This window comes from Bacillus sp. AFS031507 (genome assembly GCF_002584635.1).
Taxonomy (GTDB): Bacteria; Bacillota; Bacilli; order Bacillales; family Cytobacillaceae; genus Neobacillus.
In genome coordinates, this window is the sequence record NZ_NUOW01000001.1 from 385004 (window position 1) to 403042 (window position 18039).

The 18039-nt window shown below is 37.0% G+C and carries 18 protein-coding genes and 1 pseudogene; 5 read left to right on the plus strand and 14 right to left on the minus strand.

What is annotated here, in order from left to right; translation table 11 throughout:
* Window positions 1-14: 14 nt before the first annotated feature.
* Together COE25_RS01780 and COE25_RS01785 are read right to left on the minus strand one after the other, a co-directional pair.
* Entirely contained in the window at window positions 15-533 is a 519-nt protein-coding gene (locus tag COE25_RS01780; RefSeq protein WP_257208676.1) for a protease inhibitor I9 family protein, read from the minus strand.
* Between the two features lie 202 nt (window positions 534-735).
* A pseudogene (locus COE25_RS01785) lies at window positions 736-1127 on the minus strand (cytosine permease).
* A gap of 87 nt (window positions 1128-1214) precedes the next feature.
* On the opposite strand from COE25_RS01785, the gene COE25_RS01795 reads away from it, so the two are divergent.
* A complete protein-coding gene (locus COE25_RS01795) occupies window positions 1215-1718 on the plus strand; it encodes a nucleoside transporter C-terminal domain-containing protein (RefSeq protein ID WP_098930482.1) in 504 nt (167 codons plus the stop codon).
* A gap of 46 nt (window positions 1719-1764) precedes the next feature.
* Here COE25_RS01795 and COE25_RS01800 read toward each other — a convergent pair whose 3' ends face one another.
* Window positions 1765-2526 (minus strand): SDR family NAD(P)-dependent oxidoreductase, encoded by a 762-nt coding sequence (locus COE25_RS01800; protein ID WP_098930484.1) that lies wholly within the window; start codon window positions 2524-2526, stop codon window positions 1765-1767.
* Window positions 2527-2665: 139 nt separating this feature from the next.
* Between COE25_RS01800 and COE25_RS01805 the strand changes: the two genes are divergently transcribed.
* Complete coding sequence (locus COE25_RS01805; protein ID WP_098930486.1) at window positions 2666-3052, plus strand: MerR family transcriptional regulator; 387 nt, start codon at window positions 2666-2668, stop codon at window positions 3050-3052.
* An 81-nt stretch (window positions 3053-3133) separates the two neighbouring features.
* On the opposite strand, the gene COE25_RS01810 is transcribed toward COE25_RS01805, so the two are convergent.
* The 7 genes from COE25_RS01810 to COE25_RS01840 all read right to left on the minus strand — a co-directional run bounded on the left by COE25_RS01810 (window position 3134) and on the right by COE25_RS01840 (window position 11442).
* On the minus strand, window positions 3134-4942 hold the full coding sequence (locus tag COE25_RS01810; protein WP_218964312.1) for a peptidoglycan-binding protein: 1809 nt from the start codon (window positions 4940-4942) through the stop codon (window positions 3134-3136).
* Between the two features lie 215 nt (window positions 4943-5157).
* Window positions 5158-6636, minus strand: coding sequence for a sodium:solute symporter family protein (locus COE25_RS01815; protein WP_098930488.1), 1479 nt, complete (start codon window positions 6634-6636; stop codon window positions 5158-5160).
* Window positions 6636-6833, minus strand: a complete 198-nt coding sequence (locus COE25_RS01820) for a DUF3311 domain-containing protein (RefSeq protein WP_088085568.1) — start codon at window positions 6831-6833, stop codon at window positions 6636-6638. Before COE25_RS01820 ends, COE25_RS01815 begins: the two co-directional genes overlap by 1 nt.
* Window positions 6834-6851: 18 nt before the next feature.
* The gene (locus COE25_RS01825) at window positions 6852-8030 is read right to left on the minus strand and encodes a M20 family metallopeptidase (protein ID WP_098930490.1); all 1179 of its coding nucleotides are present in this window, start codon (window positions 8028-8030) and stop codon (window positions 6852-6854) included.
* A 237-nt stretch (window positions 8031-8267) separates the two neighbouring features.
* Window positions 8268-9566: a hypothetical protein gene (locus COE25_RS01830; protein ID WP_088085566.1), complete on the minus strand. Its 1299-nt coding sequence runs from the start codon at window positions 9564-9566 to the stop codon at window positions 8268-8270.
* Window positions 9567-9967: 401 nt separating this feature from the next.
* Window positions 9968-10489 carry an MFS transporter gene (locus COE25_RS01835; protein ID WP_098930492.1) on the minus strand — a complete coding sequence of 174 codons (522 nt, stop codon included), beginning with the start codon at window positions 10487-10489 and terminating at the stop codon, window positions 9968-9970.
* Window positions 10490-10539: 50 nt separating this feature from the next.
* Window positions 10540-11442, minus strand: a complete 903-nt coding sequence (locus tag COE25_RS01840; RefSeq protein WP_098930495.1) for a VanW family protein — start codon at window positions 11440-11442, stop codon at window positions 10540-10542.
* 369 nt (window positions 11443-11811) lie between these two features.
* Here COE25_RS01840 and COE25_RS01845 point away from each other — a divergent pair, with 369 nt between their 5' ends.
* Window positions 11812-12714 (plus strand): DMT family transporter, encoded by a 903-nt coding sequence (locus tag COE25_RS01845; RefSeq protein WP_098930497.1) that lies wholly within the window; start codon window positions 11812-11814, stop codon window positions 12712-12714.
* Between the two features lie 264 nt (window positions 12715-12978).
* Complete coding sequence (locus COE25_RS01850) at window positions 12979-13890, plus strand: EamA family transporter (RefSeq protein WP_098930499.1); 912 nt, start codon at window positions 12979-12981, stop codon at window positions 13888-13890.
* A gap of 205 nt (window positions 13891-14095) precedes the next feature.
* On the opposite strand, the gene COE25_RS01855 is transcribed toward COE25_RS01850, so the two are convergent.
* On the minus strand, window positions 14096-14398 hold the full coding sequence (locus tag COE25_RS01855; RefSeq protein ID WP_142354450.1) for a hypothetical protein: 303 nt from the start codon (window positions 14396-14398) through the stop codon (window positions 14096-14098).
* A gap of 218 nt (window positions 14399-14616) precedes the next feature.
* Here COE25_RS01855 and COE25_RS01860 point away from each other — a divergent pair, with 218 nt between their 5' ends.
* Window positions 14617-16149 (plus strand): multicopper oxidase family protein, encoded by a 1533-nt coding sequence (locus tag COE25_RS01860; protein WP_098930503.1) that lies wholly within the window; start codon window positions 14617-14619, stop codon window positions 16147-16149.
* 79 nt (window positions 16150-16228) lie between these two features.
* Here the strand turns inward: COE25_RS01860 and COE25_RS01865 are convergent, their stop codons facing one another.
* The 3 genes from COE25_RS01865 to COE25_RS01875 form a co-directional block, all read right to left on the minus strand.
* Complete coding sequence (locus COE25_RS01865) at window positions 16229-16513, minus strand: hypothetical protein (protein ID WP_088085548.1); 285 nt, start codon at window positions 16511-16513, stop codon at window positions 16229-16231.
* 332 nt (window positions 16514-16845) lie between these two features.
* Window positions 16846-17046, minus strand: a complete 201-nt coding sequence (gene fbpA, locus COE25_RS01870) for a Fur-regulated basic protein FbpA (protein WP_142292131.1) — start codon at window positions 17044-17046, stop codon at window positions 16846-16848.
* Window positions 17047-17735: 689 nt separating this feature from the next.
* On the minus strand, window positions 17736-17957 hold the full coding sequence (locus COE25_RS01875) for a heavy-metal-associated domain-containing protein (protein WP_098930505.1): 222 nt from the start codon (window positions 17955-17957) through the stop codon (window positions 17736-17738).
* Window positions 17958-18039: the final 82 nt, after the last annotated feature.

Below are 18039 nucleotides of genomic sequence, written 5' to 3' on the forward strand. Positions count from 1 at the left end.
ACCTTACTTTATTTTCACAGTTGTTTAGAAGGTAAAATAGGAGGGTCTAGTTTGATTTTTCGATTTAGAGATATTTTTGAAATGACAGAAGAGAATTCTGCCAACCTATTAATTTCATTTGCGGGTAATTCCATAGAAACACCGTTAAAGGCAGTATTATATTTGTGTCTTACGGTATAGGGGACTTGGTTCTTATCTAATAACTCGTGAAGTTCCTTTTGAAATGTTTGATGACTTTCTTCTACCTGCTCCTTCGCTTCCTCTATTGTTAATGGAATCCCCTTTGCTTCCGCTTCAATAACAGCTACTTTCGCTGGTTTTGTTTTAAATTCGATGATAATCGAGGTGGTTTGTTTGCTTGAGAGGTCAATGGCAGGATCTACATGAACTGAAGGGGTCATCGTTTCTTCCACTACCTTTCCTTTATCTATAGTATGATTGTTCTCAAAACTACTTTCCTGACATCCGCTCATAATAGTAAGGATGATGCCTGCTGTCAAAATGGCTCCACTATAACACTTCTTCATCATCATTGCCTCTCCTTTTACTGAAGGGAAGTTTTTTACATTTTATCAGTATTATATGCTTTAGTATTCACCTTTAAGGTCGAAAAAGATAACTGCCTGTCTCTAAAAAATAAGAAACAGGTAGCAGTCGTTTAATAATATTTATGTTTACTGAATCCCTAAGGTCAGCCTCCTGGAAAATCAGTATAGATACGTAACTGTTGAGAACTTACGTAGTTTTCTGCCGACTATCATCCATCTGGTGATTTACAGAGAGTTTGATTTTTTTTCTCATTGGATAATAGTAAAGGACGAAAGGAGCGACTAAGCCCATAATCCAAGCAATATCTGTCCCATCCAACGCTTTAGAAACAGGGCCCACATACATGGTTGTATTCACAAATGGAATTTCAAGAATAAACGAAACCAGGTAAGCCATAATGGCAACCCAATTAAATTTTCCATACTGCCCATTTACATCAAAAACATCCCAAAATTGTATTCCCCTCGACGCAGAAGATAATAGTCAATTAAGTTAATAGCAGTCCATGGAACCATAAAATAGGAAAGTAATAAAATAAAACTCTCAAAATTACTTAATTTGTTGGCAGGTACTTTCATCGCTACTCCGTTGAATACGGTCTTATATTCACGTTTCACCTTATAAGAACCAGCTGTGAAGAGGATGAAGAAATTGATGTAAAAGAAATGATACAAGAGAAATCTCTTTTTGAAGCTATTGGTAATAGGGCTTTAGATGGCGGGAAGGTTGCTCTAATTGTTGGAGCTATGCTGATTACCTATATTGGGTTGCTATCAATGATTAACTACATCTTTGATGGAATTTTCGGGATGAACTTCCAAGAAATATTAGGGTATGTGCTCGCACCGATCGCTTTCATAATGGGTATTCCAACAGATGAAATTGTTAGAGCAGGATCAGTAATGGGTTCCAAAGTACCCGCTAATGAGTTTGTCGCTATGCTTGACTTTAAAAAAATGAACCCTCATTTGTCAGTAAAGACTGTAGCAATCGTATCTTGTTTCTTAGTATCGTTTGCTAACTTCTCATCCATCAGTATCATCCTTGGTACTGTCCAAGCTATTAATGGTGAGAAGGCAAGTATGTTAGCTAAAGTCGGTTTAAAAATATTGTTAGTAGCTACTTTAGGCTCTGTTTTGACTGGAACGATTGTTGGCTTGTTCGTCTAGATCAGGAGCGCCCTAGGGCGCTCTTTGGTTTTTGAAAACATTTTGATTATTTACTTGTTCTTACCGCAAAGTTAAATATAGGATCTACTAACTCAAATTCATAGGTTATTCCATCAACTTTTCCTACTACTTTATTACTATCATATAGATCAAGAAGAAATCCTGCCATTTGCTTTGAGGTGTGAAACTTTGGTACAGCACCTTCATATTGAAATTCATCTATATCAAAAGATCGTTTTGCGAACTCTGTTTCAGTTGCAGCAGGAGCCAAAACTTTCACCTGCATCTTCTCACCTTTTAACTTAAGTTCGTGTGCAAGACCTTCTGTAAATGCACTTACGTAAAATTTAGTAGCACAGTAGGTAATAGAATTTGCAATAATTGTATAACCGCCGCCTGATGAAACATTAATAAGCTGAGTCCCTTCGACATTTGCATAATCACGAACATAAAGAGATGTAAGTATGGTTAATGACTCTATATTCAAGTGTAGCATAGCCTCAATCTTGTTTAGATTTTGTTCAGCAACTGAAGCAAAGTTGCCAAATCCTGCATTGTTAATCCACGTTTCAATTTTGAAATCACGAAGACTTTCGTATAGCTTATACGCATTCTCAGTGACTGATAAATCAGTTGCTCGAATAACAACATCTAGGTTTGGATTGATATCCATGATCTCTGACTTTAATTTTTCCAAATTATCTTTCCTACGTGCTACAACGATTAAGTTTTTTCCCCGAGATGCAAAAGCTAATGCAGCTTCATAACCAATACCTGAGCTTGCACCAGTTATCACAGTATATTTCATATAAATTCCTCCTGAAAATTTTTTTAGAAATTTGTAATCTTTGCTTGATTTGTTCATTATATTCGTTAGAGTTTACTCTAAGGCAAGCACTTTTTTATCTCTTAAGGCTTATTCATCAAATTAATGAAAGGAGATTTTTATGTACCAAATTAGCGAGATTGCAAAGTTGTTGGGGATCACTCCTCATACGTTACGATATTATGAAAAAGAAAAGATTATTTTTCCTAATCGAAATGAGAACGGAGAAAGAGTGTATGATGAGGCGGATCTACTATGGATGAAATTTGTTATGAAATTAAAGCAGACACAAATGCCGATTGCACAAATAAGAGAATATACTGAATTAGTAAGACAAGGAGAAACTACCACTCAAGCAAGGCTTAAACTACTTGAAGAACATAGAAGTTCCATTAAAAATCAGATAAATAACTTATTATCCACAGAAAAGATGCTTGAAAATAAAATTATTGGTTATAAAGATTACATTAAAACTCACAAAGCAATCCCGACCAACAGTCCTTATTGATTTATTAAGAGTGCCATCTTAGTTTTTTGTATATTCAATAAAGAAGGTGTCCCATTTATTTAGGGGCACCTATGGGTATGATTAAGTTGTAATTTTATGGTGCTCTTTTACAATACGTTTCCAAGTTGCTGGACCAATAATCCCATCAGCGGACAAACCAAATTGTTTTTGAAAGGCTATCACAGCACTATTGGTTCTTTTACCAAAAATACCATCAGCTGCAAGCTTTGGAATTGCTGGATAAACCTTTGAAACGACATTTAGATATTGTTGCATTAACAAAACACTCTCACCCCTAGAGCCTACACGGAGAAGCATTCCAGGATAAGGTGGACCCGTTTCAGGTGGTGGTTCAGTTGGTGGAACAGTCCCGGGAAGGGGCTTAGGAATTACCACATTATTTTCAATCCCCTTATAACCCTTATAAAGCATATCCCAATTGGCACGACCAACAACTCCATCAGCTGGCAAATTAAATGTTTTTTGAAACTCGATAACTGCTTTTTTTGTTGTAGCTCGAAACATTGCATCTCGTATGACAGAAGGTACAGTAGGGTAAAACCATGAAATCGTATTTAGAATAAATTGCAGTTGAGCGACAGGCCCACCTTTTGAGCCTTCTATTAAAACGACAGTTGGCGGAACCTCGCCTATATCGATCCATTCGCCTTCACTTTCAAGTTCTCCAAGTTTCTTAACCGCTACATACAAATAAGATATTTTATACCATGTTTCTTTACCGATTACCCCATCGGGCGTTAGTCCAAAAATACTTTGAAATGTTTTTACTGCTTCAGTCGTATCGCTTCCGAACATTCCATTCGGATTTGCGATTTGTGGAATAAGTGGATAGTTGACTCGTATTCTGTTCAAATACCTTTGCATGATCTCAACACTAGGACTCTGACTTCCCTCCCTTAAAGCTACACCTGGATAGGACTCAACTACGCTAATCGTATTGTTCGTTTCTACTATCTCAATGTCATCATGGTAGTAATGGTCAAGTATTTGAAAAGGATTCATCCCTTGTTCTGCAAGGTCAACTGTACCCCACTGTGAAAGTCCCCCTGGGCATGTTGATGTTGTTCCATTGCAGAACATGGTAAAGAACGGTTCTTTATGCCCCTGTCTTCGAACGTACTGGTTAAATATTTTGTCAACAATCACACTTATGTTTTCAAATATTTCTCCACCATCTACAAAAGCTTGGTCAACACTTGTGGAATTTGATATATCAAAATCGTAACCTCTCGACCTATACCATTCTGTGTACACTCTGTTTAAGGCAAAAGTGATTTGAGCATAGATGTTGGCTTCAAGAGAAGCCTGTGGCCAAGTTGGATAGATCTCGCTTGATGCTACGTTTTTGATATAATCAATAAATTTTACTCGAACATTTCTTGCCCAAGTATCTGGGTGAGCTAGATGTACCGTAATGTATTCCGGAATAGCTACATCGTGCAGTACTTTAGGTTGTACTTTATGCCCCCGTTGTTTCCGACCTACTTGAGTTAGAAGTCCGTGTGTGGGGATATTTACTTCCCTTATCAAATTGTTTTTTTCAAATGTTCTCGGTACAGGTGCCATACTCACAGGTAAAGTGGATGTAACAGTGTCAAATACCTGCACTCCACGAATAACATTGGTGATAAATCTTGCGTGACTAACCTCCACATCATATATTGAATAATATGGATCTGGATTGTTAGATCTTAACGTACTAGCTTTATCTGGAGCGTTCAATAGTACCGCTTCAGTATTTCCGCTCTCATCGGATTTCAGTTGGTTAAGAATTTTCCCACTGGAGTCTCTAATAATAATATTTGCACCACTTACTGGTAAAGCGCCACCACCGGAACGCGCTTCTATTTTTAAATATCCTACTCCCATTATTAGCCTCCCAGATATTAGTTTCTATTTAATTTTCGCCCTCATTATTCATTATATTTTACGAATCAGATTATATTATTTGATATTCTATAAAACTTACTTATTGTGGAATTTGCCAAATAAAAAACCTGAGTTCTTATGAATATCGAACTCAGGCTACTGCTTTATATTACTCTATTAATGTTTACTTGACAGGGTTCACTACATTATCAATGTTACTCAACCAATGCTTTGGTTTTTGGTTGTGTTAAAGTGATATTTTTTGTCATCAAACTCACAACTACCACGACTAGTGTATTAACAAATAGTGCAATGATTCCTACATTCAGATCTTTAATAACTTGAGGAATGAAAGGAAATAGCTGTCCAATCGTAATATTTCCTAATGACATGGTAGAAACTAACAATCCTCCGGAAATGATTCCGGCAAAAGCGCCATATTTTGTAACAAAATTCCTCTTCAGTAAACTAAAGAAAAATGCAGGAGCAAGTTGTGTAATGAAGTTATATGCGATTAAAGCGATTCCAAAAAGTGTATTTCCACCTTTAAATGTAAAATAAAGTCCTACAAGAGAAAGAACCGGAACTAAGTATTTTACTAATTTTGCAATCTGACCTTCTGTTGTCGAAGGGACGAATACTTGAAAGATATTTTTAACTAGTAAAGTTGATATAACCATTAATAGCATAGCACTTGGTACTAATGCGGCTAATACACCTGTTCCTCCAATTAATCCGACAAACCAAGGATCAAATGTCTCTTTTGAAAGACGAAGCAAAATAAGGTCACTGTCACTCCCTTTTAATCCTGGAATCTGTAAGATAGCTGCAAATCCGACAAAAAAGGCAAACAATAAAATTAATTGATACAATGGCATAAGAATCGCATTTTTACGTAAGGCTTTCTCATTTTTGGCTGCAAAGACATTAGGAAACGTATGCGGCCACATATAAAATCCAATACCACTTAAAATTACGGTAGATATATACCATGTTGTGTTCATGCCTTGATTAGGTAGTATAGAAAAGTTTGATTTTGCATGTTCAATAGCCTCATACATTGGCTGAATCCCGCCATAAAAGTGAATCGGAAAATAGATACCTAAAAATACGACAATCCCAAGAATAAGAATATCTTTCAAAACAGAAGTCCAAGCAGCACCGTGAATACCTGACAACATAACAAAAACAGTTACACCAATAGCTCCGATCCAAATTGCTAGTTTGGAAGAGATGACCCCATAGGAAGTTGCCTCGACGATATACCCCAATCCTTTAAATTGTAATACCAAATAACAGGTACAAGCTACAATACCTACAACAGCAACAAGTACTCCAAGATAAGGACTTTGATATTTTTTCACAAAGAAATCTGATTGGGAAATTAATTTATGTTCCTTTGCATATTTCCAAATAGCAGGAAATGACCAGTAAGAGATGACAGTAGCTAGACAACCGTATGAAACAATACTAAAAATGGCACCTCCATCACTATATGCCGAGCCACTTGCACCTAAAAAAGTAAATGTAGTATACATTTCACCTGCAGCTAAGAGAAAGACAAATAGCGTTCCCATTCCACGTCCTCCAACGGACCACTGCTCTAAGTTCATCTCTTTCCCTTTTTGGGAATATAAACCAATAGCGATAGAAACAACGAAAAAAAACAAGATAAAAAACAAGGAAATATTCATTAAAAATCCTCCTTTTGATTCGCAGGATCAAGTTTATAAATAATCCCCAAGATTCCCGTTGTAAGAAAAGACCAGAGAACAACCCAAAAGTGAAAAAACGGCATTCCAAGAACATAAGGAGTCACTCTATTTGAAAATAACGCTCCTATTACAAAACCAAGAACCGGAATAATTCCAAGCCAATAGACCTTTTTCATACTCTTCCCCCTCGTAGTCTAATTCACTATTTTAAATGTTCCATGAACGAATAACTTTACACCGTCTTGTAATGCCTGCTCATCAAAATCAAATTTTGGGTGATGGTGAGGATACATAATCCCTCTTTCTTCATTACGAGCTCCTATGAAAATATAAGATCCCGGTACTACTTTTTGATAGGCAGAGAAGTCTTCACTTCCCATAATCGGCTTCATAATCTCTCGCCTTTCTTCACCAAATACTTCACAAACCGCTTCGTCCATCAATCGTGTTATTTCTTCATCATTAATGGTCGGAGCATAACCGAACTGATAATTGAATTCATAAGTGGCTCCGTGCGCTTCTGTAATTCCTTTTACTATGCGTTCGATAAAAGTTGGAATCTTTCCCCTCAGCTCCGGATTGAAGCTTCGAACGGATCCTCCAATGCTTACGCTACTTGGAATAACATTAATCGCACTTCCCGCTTGGAACTTTGTCACTGAAATTACAAGAGTTTCCTGAGCATCTCGATACCTCGAAACAATGTGCTGGAGATTTGTGACAACCTGTGTTCCAATTGCAATGGGATCAATAGTTAGTTCAGGCTGTGAAGCGTGCCCCCCCTTACCAACCACGGTAATGTTAAAAGTATCAGCTCCTGCCATCATCGGACCGTAGCTCAAACCTATTTTCCCTAAAGGGAGAGTCGACATTAGATGGGTGCCAATAATCATATCTACTCCATCCAGCACACCAGCTTTCACCATCTCTTGTGCGCCACCGGGCGGCAGTTCCTCAGCATGTTGAAATAAAAAGCGCACTTCCCCTTTAATATGATCCTTTAACTGTGTAAGAATCTTTGCTGCACCAAGCAGCATCGCCGTATGCCCGTCATGTCCGCAAGCATGCATCGCACCTGGATTTTGTGACACAAAGTCAAAATCATTCTCCTCTTCAATTGGAAGCGCATCCATATCTGCCCGCAGTGCTATAACCTTCCCGGGTTGTTGACCAATCAAACGGGCCATAACACTTGTTTTTGTCGGACGTGAAATTTCCAAATCACCAAACGTTTGCAGCGTTTCATAGACAAATTGTGCTGTTTTTTCTTCTTGAAAAGACAGGTCAGGATACATATGTAAATATCTTCGCCATCCAATCACTTCGTCTTTAACATCCTCGATTAAATCCTGAATGATTATTGTTTGAGACACCCATTCCAACTCCTTTTTTTATTCTACTTACGAAACATTACCTACTTTAGGATAATTTAAGGAAAAAATTCCTTAAATGAAGTATAGTGTTTTTATACTTAAATTTCAATAATTTTTAGAAATTTCTAAATAGAAATTAAACAATACACTAAAAATAAAGCTGAAAAATATTCCTTTAAATCTTTTAACATGCTAAATCAAGGGACAAAATAAATAAGCACCCAAAATCATGGGTGCTTATAATAATCGATAAATTTTACTTGGCCTTCCCCGTGTAGCTTGAGCCTCTTCGCCAACGCATTGAGCCAAATCTACTATGCACATATCCGTGACAATACGCCGTACATTGCGCTCTGTCATCTCAAGCTGTGTCGCTAAGTCCTTAGTTGTAAATTCGCGCCATCCCAATCTATGAACAAGAGCTGAGATCTTCTTATACGCTTTTACACTGATATTCCCTTTGTTTAACTTTTCGATAAGGAATTTATCGTGGGTACGACGGGCATATTGCAGCTCCTTTTTTGTGCCTGGTGATTCGACAATCTTGCCATCATCTTGGACAATCACAATTTCGCGATTTTTCATCTCCTTAGAATGTTGAATAGCACGAAAAGCATTGATTTCCGCCGAATACGCGGTCTCGCCAAAGCCAATTCCAACAGCAACGGTAGTATCTGCTTCAAAAGCTAATTTTTGAACGGTATCTTCGAGCGTGATAATTTCTCGTTCAATGGCGCCGCGGGAACTAAAAATCATGTATCTTCCGTTTCCTTTTTCTGAAAAAGAACCATTTATTTTTTCACCCAGTTGAATCAACATTTCTTTTAGCCTGAGCTCCAAATACTGTAAATGATAAGGAGTTTTCATTTCCTCTGCCACTCTGCTAAAAAATTCAACTTCTATGATTTCAACTCCGATTTGTGTGTCTTTAAAGTAGGAAGCCTTTACTTTTTCAGAAAGAATCCGAAGCGTTTGTCGTATTTCCATCTTACTCATCGACATCCGGTAGGCTGGAATTCCATTTTCCCTTAAAGCATGACACACGGATGGAAAACAAGTTATTGCGCCTTCTGTCTTTCCCTTATTCCATAAATCTAAATGAAACTGCAACAATTCATTTGTATCAACATCTAACTCAAACACTTTCGTATAAATCTTTGGAATTTTTATATTTAACTGTGACAAAGCCTCTTCACTAATATTGTTTAAGGACATCGTATCAATACTTAGCTGCTCAATAATTTTTCCTTTTTCATAGATCATCTCTAAAAAAGATTTATAAAAACCTGATTCCGTCGCAGGAACATGGACCATAATTTTATCTGTACCCAGCGTTTTTTTCGCAATTTCATAGGGAAGTGGACCAGAAAAAAGCCATGCATGAACGTGAGAGTTATGTTCTTTTACAATACTCTCTACCTCTTCGGTTTTTACATAGGGGAGAGAGATGAATTCCAACTCATATTTATATTCTTCTGCCGAGTCTAAAATCTGTTCCAGAGAAGTTTTTAGACCGACTAATCCGATTTTATACATTATGTATTTGACTTCCTTTATCAATAAAATCTCGGTAAACGTGAGCAGATGGTAGAAGGTTTTCCTTAAACCATGATATTATTTCCTCCAACCTTTAACAAATCCTTGTCAAGTTGACATCAACAAAAAACGACTTATACTACTTTACTAAGTATAGATGGACATGGAGGTTAACTGTCAAGTGTCTATATGTTTTCAATGTCCCGAAACTGTACTCTAAGTCCACTTGAAATAGCGATTCAAAAGATGAGGGAGTTTCTAGATGGGAAAGTGGGAGCAAATGAGGACATCGTATATCCATTCAGTAGTTGAACGAAAAGTAGACTTCTCAAAATGAGAAGTCTTCACTTTTTTGTAAAATCTGTATATAGACTTACATGTACTTCATTCTCTAATTCCATTCAAAATACAGGGTGTAGTGAATCTTTTCCACAGCCCTCAAAAAGAATCGCACTATTCCGTTTAAATATAGCCCGCCTTCTTAAAAAATGGCCCATCGCCGCCATTGAGGATGCGAAATTCCCACCACCAAGACCACAAAGAGCAGCGAGGGTTGCCATCGTCATGTAGGGCGTATTAGGATTTTGCAAGGCAATCCCCAAACCGATTACTGGAACAAGAAGAATAAGGGTCGATAAGATCGTCCATGTCTTCCCTCCAGTATAAGTAACTCCTATCGAATAAAGAATTCGAACGACCGCTCCTGTTAAGGCTGGAATAGCAGTAAGAGTAAACACTTGGTCTGTCGTATAATTAAATCCTACATCAATTAACTTTAGTGATAGAATCGACCAAATTTGCCAGACACAGAAGGCAATTAATAAATTGGGGATGGAAATCCACAAATTGCGACTGGCCACTCTTTTCCCTTTAGTCACCCAAAATTTTGGATCCTCTGGATTCCAATCGTTCAAATCCTTCATTTCAATTCCTCATTTCTGTCACTCCAATATGAAGATCGCCCCACATAACCTTACTTGGGTGGATGATTTTGATCATAAGGAAGGTGTGGCACTTTTTTAGGAGTATAGTTAATGACATCTGAAGAATATATCTCGATGGTTAACTTGTTTCCTACCGTTTTTGATTGTATTAGAATTGGTTGATTGTATTTATTTTTAAAAACAAAATCTGGTCCATTCCAACTAACAGTGGCATCTCGCCCAGGTGGAATGTATGTTACCTTTCTGCTGTGTGAGGAACGCTGAGTAACTTCTAAACCGGCATTATCTACTGCATTAAATAGGGTAGATGATACCTGACAGATTCCACCGCCAATATCTTTTGCTAATTCTCCTCTTAGGATCACTGGTGCAGGCAAGTATCCTTTTCCTGCTGTTCTTTTTCCAACAACTTTATTAAAGGAAAATATTTCACCTGGGAAAAGAACAAAATTATTAATAGCCTCGGTTGCAAGATAAATATTATTGGTTCGTCCTTTGTTAGATATATTGAAGGATGTTACATATCTTCCAATTTTTTCATTTTGGATATTTCCAAGTAATTCACTGTCAACTTTAGGATAAATTTCAAGTAAGGGGACCTCTATTTTAGATGAACCATTGTTAAAATAATAAGAATAAACTTTTTCTGTGAACCTCTGACGATATAAGCGATAACCAACATGTTCGGGTATAATTTTTCCGGACTCATCTTTCATTGCATTTTTAGGCATTTTAGAAACATGTTTGTCAATTTGATCCATACATTTTTTTAACTTTTCTGTGTTAATAATAGGAACTCCAGGTAAGTTCATCGATAAATCAGTACAATTAACAACCGATAAAGGGTGCCCGTTGTTAGTGATTAATAAACTGTCTGGCATACTCACTTGTTGAGATAAAAATAATAACCCAAATAACCATGTAAAATTCATTTCCAGGATGCCTCCTTTCATTTAATATGAATTGAAATCATCCATTTCATACAATTCTACTTGTACTTTAAAACGGTCTTTTCTGGAATAATATTTGGATGAAAAAAATCCAGCACAAAGGCTGGATTTCTCCTTTCTTTATCTTTAACTTTTGAATCACTGATTAAGATATTTTTTTAATCCTTCATCTTTAAACCACTAAACCCCATTGTTGGGATAAAACAGAAAATATTAATGGCATTTAATGGTTGATTTTTACGTTATTCAAGTTTATAACAAAGTAAGGTATGGTTTTAAGGTGCCCCTGCTGCAACAGCAGTTGAACGATCAGTCATTTGGTATTTAGATAAAGAACTAGGGGGGATCAACATGAAAGGGAAAATGAGACTCATCCTAACGATGCTCATTTTTGGAAGCATCGGGATTTTTGTAAAAAAGATTGAGCTGTCTTCAAGTGAAATAGCGTTTTTGAGAGGGGTCATCGGAAGTCTATTCCTTCTTATTGCTAGTTTTCTTGTCAAACATAAGCCATCTTATCTAGTGTTAAAAGAAAATGCGCTTCTTCTTCTATTATCAGGGACTGCGATTGGCCTTAATTGGATTTTTTTATTTGAGTCTTATCGGTATACGACGATATCTAATGCCACCATTAGCTATTACTTTGCACCGATATTTGTGATGATCCTAGCACCATGGTTACTGAAAGAAAAACTAACAAGTGTGAAGGTTATTTGCATCGTAATGGCAATGATTGGTCTATTTTTAATCGTTAATCCTGGAGCTGGTGGTACAAGCGATTCACAGAACAACACCCTCGGTATTTTCTATGGCCTTTTAGCGGCCGCATTTTATGCAAGTGTAGTCTTAATGAACAAATTCATCAAAAATTTATCTGGTTTCGAAATCACGTTAGTGCAATTAATGGCAGGCGCCCTGGTTCTGTTTCCCTATGTACTGTGGCAGGGTAATCTAGACTTGGGTCGTTTAAACTCAACTTCGATTATTTTTATCTTGATCCTTGGTATTGTGCATACGGGTTTTGCTTATTTTTTATACTTTACTTCTCTTCAAGAACTCAAGGGGCAAACGATTGCTGTTCTTAGCTACATTGATCCGATTTCAGCTGTGATCATTGCCTCAATTTTCTTAAGCGAGAGCATGACATGGATTCAAATGATTGGCGGCGGCCTGGTTCTGGGCTCCACTTTCTTAAGTGAAAAACTCGAATTAAACGTTGCCAAAAAAGGGCAAACTCCCACAACTACACCGTAATGGAAGTCTGATCCCATCTGGTTTTTTTGGAGTTATTTCCACTTCAGTAAGAAATAACAAAATAGAGCGGTTCAATAAGGACCGCTCTATTTCGAGGAAAAATTTCATTGACATTCTTTTTCAATTGTTTTAAAGTAACAAAGTCAAATTAAATAACAAAATTCATTTGTTTGTGGACTTTTCTAGAGATATCTCTATTTTCGCCACACAGCTTTCATATGAGAGCTGTGTGGCTTTTTTTATGGAATGAAAGGAGTAGGAAAAATGAAAACTTGGCAATATGCACTAATTGTTTTTTTAGGGGGCTGCTGTTACGGAGTATTATCGACCTTTGTAAAGCTTGCTTACTCGGCTGGTTTCACCGTGACACAGGTAACAGGAAGTCAATACTTACTTGGGACCTTGCTAATCTGGGGGGTCGCTCTTTTTTCGAAAAAGAAAAAACTTACTCTACCTAAAATAGGTAAATTACTTTTATCAGGAATTCCAGTTGGTTTAACAGGTGTATTTTATTATCAGTCATTGCAAACCCTGGATGCTTCACTTGCGATCATCTTTTTATTTCAATTTGTATGGATTGGCACTTTTATTGAGTGGATTGTTTATAAGAAAACACCAAGCAACGGGAAAATGGTTTCGATTGGTATTTTAATCATTGGCTCCATTCTAGCTGCTGGTATTATTGCAGAAGGCGGCGTTGAAATATCATGGCAAGGGACAGTTTGGGGTCTGCTTTCCGCATTAACGTATACTGCTCTCATCTTTCTTAGCGGCTCCGTGGAAAAAGATACACCACCTGTGCAGAAAAGTGCTCTACTTTCCACTGGCGGATTGATCACTGTTTTTTTATTTTTCACGCCAACGGATTTATTCCATTTACCAGTTTTAATGGGAGTAGCACCGTATGGATTGTTCCTTGGGCTATTTGGCGTAGCCTTGCCACCGCTCTTATTTTCTATTGGAATGAAGCATATCGGCCCAGGACTTGGAACGATATTAACAGCCTCAGAACTTCCGGTTGCGGTTATCTTGTCATCGCTCGTCTTAGCTGAAAACGTAAGCTTGTCACAATGGCTAGGAGTTATCCTTATTTTAGGCGGAATTGTTGCGGGCAATGTTAAAATGCCCACAACTAAAGTGGAATCAGTCTCTTTAGAAAGTGAATCTTTGTCATAGAATTGTCGGGTGGGATTCTCCGCCCGAAGAATTCAAAATAAAACTGGCGAACAGTGCCAAGCACGGTTCGCCATAATTATTGCCTACTATTCTTTATATGGGCGAATTTTTGAGATTTATGGGTGAATTCCGGGTTTTTATGGGCGAATTTTGAACCTTAATGGGCGAATATGGTGTTTCAATGAGCGAATCCTTGACCTTTATTTTATTTCATATTTTCCAATATGTTTCGTAATTTATCAGTATAGACCTTAGCTAAGCCTTTCTTACTGTATTTGAAGTTTTTCATACTTGATTGTTTCGGGATACCCATGTTTACTAATTGAATATCTAGTTTTTCAATGACAAAACGCTCATCTTCATCATTTTTTACTCCACCCACTTGAGTCAAATCAATCTTTGTACCGTCATTTAGTTCAATTATGTAAAAGAAATCACCCTTTGAGTGTTTAAACAGAGAAGGACGCCTCTTACCGTACACTCCTGTATTAATCTTAACAATCTCCACAAGGCTATATTCCCTGCCTTGTGGAGCTAGAAATGAATAATCGATAATCTTGTCGTGGGTTATTACAGTAACAGCTGAAATAACCGTATATATCAAAACAACTTTGAAGGTTATAGTCGAGAGCCCCACCCTTTGGATTTGTCATAAAAGGCTTGTACTATTTATAACCTTTTAAAAAGAAGGTAATAATTTTTAGCTGGATATAAAGGAGCGGAACTATGATTCTCTCTAAATTTGTAGATGAACTCCCTATTCCCCCTATTTTAAAACCTCGATGGAAAGATCAATTATATACTTATTATGAAGTGAATATGACCGAATTTAAGCAATCACTCCATCGCCAGTTAAATGATACAACTGTTTGGGGGTACGAAGGCAGCTATCCAGGACCTACGATTGAAGTTGAAAGCGGAGAAAAAGCGTATATCAAATGGATCAACAATCTTCCAGATAAGCATCTCTTACCTGTTGACCATACGGTGCACGGGGCCCATTTGGATGTACCGGAAGTACGAACGGTGGTACACGTTCACGGTGCTTGTGTGGAATGGGAAAGTGATGGCTACCCGGAGGCTTGGTTTACAAACGGATTCAAACAGGTCGGTCCCTATTTTAGTAAACAAGTCTATCGATATGATAATTGCGAACAAGCATGCACCCTCTGGTATCATGACCATGCCCTTGGTATCACGAGGCTTAATGTCTATGCTGGATTGGCCGGATTTTTTCTCATTAGAGATCAACGCGAACGGTTATTGAATTTACCGAGTGGGAAATATGATATTCCTCTTATTATACAAGACAAGACTTTTCATAAAGATGGTTCACTTTATTACCCGAAACAGCCAGAAAAACCCGTCCCCGAATTAGAAACATCGATCGTTCCAGAATTTTTTGGGGATACCGTCTTGGTGAATGGCAAAGTATATCCCTATTTAAAAGTGGAACCGCGTAAATACAGATTGAGGCTGCTAAACGCAGCCAACTCTCGTTTCTTTAGGATTAAGCTTGATTCAGGACAGCTGATGTATCAAATTGCGACTGATGGAGGACTTATGCAGCACCCGATAGGTGTAAAAGAAATCATGTTAGCACCTGCAGAACGAGCAGATGTCATCATTGATTTTACCAATCTTGAGGGTAAAAATATTATCATGAAAAACGATGCTCCTGCTCCTTTTCCAACCGGAAATCCACCAGATGATAATACAGGCACAGTGATGCAGTTTCGAGTGACTCTTCCCTTGGCCAGTGTCGATACGAGTGTTATACCGGCGTATATGATGCATATTCCCAAAATGAATGAACAGTCAGCTTCCAATTCACGATACTTAACTTTAAATGACAATATGGACCCGTTTGGTCGGGAATGGATGCTGTTGGATAATAAACAGTGGGATGCCCCAATCACTGAAAATCCAAAATTGGGCTCCACTGAAATATGGTATATTATTAGCTTAACGAAGGATTCCCACCCAATTCATCTACACTTAGTTGATTTTCAAATCTTAGACCGTAGAGATTTTGATGTAGAAAAGTATAAAAAGGAGAAAATCATCGATTATATGGGTCCGGCGATCCCTCCCGAACCACAAGAACGAGGCTGGAAGGATACCGTTCAAGCTAATCCTAACCAAGTCACTCGAATTATCATGAAGTTTGGCCCTTTTACAGGGTTGTATGTTTGGCACTGTCATATCTTGGAGCACGAGGATTATGAGATGATGAGACCGTTTATTGTGATCCGATGATAGACGGTGTTCTGTCAAAAATACATTTTATATCAAAAAAGCTGGTTTTTCCTAGTTATAAAGGATACCAGCTTATTATTTATTCTTCCATTCTCTTGATCATATACTGAATCAAGTCAATATTGTTATCAATGAAGTTCAATCTTTCTCGGGCAGTAGTGGACCATTCTGAACTATGATTCATAGATGCGGTAATATGCCGATAGCTAAATGTATATCTCGAATAAAGTTCAGAAATCACAAAGCTTATTCTGAGTTTGGTTTTCTCCTTTTTTGCTATACTTTCAAGGTCATCATTTAACCAAGTAGGAGCATTCTCAATCGCTTTATTTACTAAATTTAATTCATAATCTTCGTTTGTCATCGATGTATCTCCTTTTAAAAATAGGTTTATAAAGTTCTAAATTATTCTAACAAATCACGCACTTTCATTTCAATGTCTAGTTACTACCTATCGTTAGCACATTTCGTATGTTTGGATTCAGTATCTGCGTGTGATACAACCGTATCCTTAGAAGGTATACGTTTAAGTTTCCTTTGGTGCCTGCAAATATGCAGAGATTATTGAAAAAAAACAGCCATTTCCTAGGCTGTGGAATGCTTAGCAAATAACTGGCTTTGTTTCACATACAAACAACAAATTTTATTAAAAGTAAGTAAATAGGCGAACAGTGAATGTCACTGTTCGCCCTAAGTTTATATTTTATTTTTCCATTGAATCGAGCCTGTATCACTATGAGGATGACAATTCGACTTTAATCTTTTGTATTCATTTTCTAAATCGGTTAAAGGTAACTTCAAAAGCTGTTCCTCACTATCAAAGATTTTAAAGGTAAGCAGAATGTTAATTAATGTTTTCCTTCTTTGTTCCACAGCATTCCGAAGTATATTTTCCATGAAATCCTCTCCTTTATTTGCTTTAGAGAAAAGTTTACTTAGCAATCCAATCATTCAAATTAAAATCTTTTTTACCAAATGATTTTTCCACTTTCGTAAGTTCCAGCTTTCATCTGACTCACTAATTGTCTCCATAGAATCAGCTCCTTTAATTTAGATAAAAAAAGAGACTTCTCAGGGGTGCGAGAAGTCTCTATCCGAATAGTCGACTAGTGTATGAATTTTTATAAACAAAAAGAAGACACTTGAATTTGTGTCTCCAGTTGACTGGCTAACTATGTTTATTTTATTAACAAGTGCAAATGCATTTCGATCCACCATTTTTAATTCCGATAATACTCATCTGATTACTTAATACGATATTAACATCCTTGGATTTACCCTGTCAATCAATAATTTGAAAATTTACAATTTTTTTCAGGTCTATTTTTCTCGTAATTTTACACTCTAATGCCGCATCGATCTTGGTATCCCTTTTATCTCAAGGAATCCGCTATAAATCAAATAATTTCCCCTCCCTGCTACCTTTATAATCCTTAACTTTTAGAGAACTTGGACAAAAGTAATTGACCGGAATCAAGTACACTCTTTTCTAACTAAAAAAGACTTATCCCAAGTCAGGAATGATCCTAACAAACAGGGATAAGTCTCTTTTATATCCTTGGGGGAGAGGGGCTAGTAAACTATTTTTAAGATACTTTTGATGATAGAACCGGGTATCCTAATTTTTTCATGGTTTCTTCGATTTGATCTGCTTTCACGTGCACCTCATCAAATTCTACTTTTACCTTACTTGTATTAAATAGCACTTTAGTAAATTCCACTCCATTCGTTTTGTTGAGCGTTGTTTCTATCTTTTTAATACATGATGGGCAAGTTAACGGTACTAATTGAAAAACTGCTTTAGACATTTTCTTATTCCTCCTTGATTTCGTATGACTTCATCTTAATTCAAGTTCTTTCATAAAAAATTGATAAGAAACAAGATTTTGC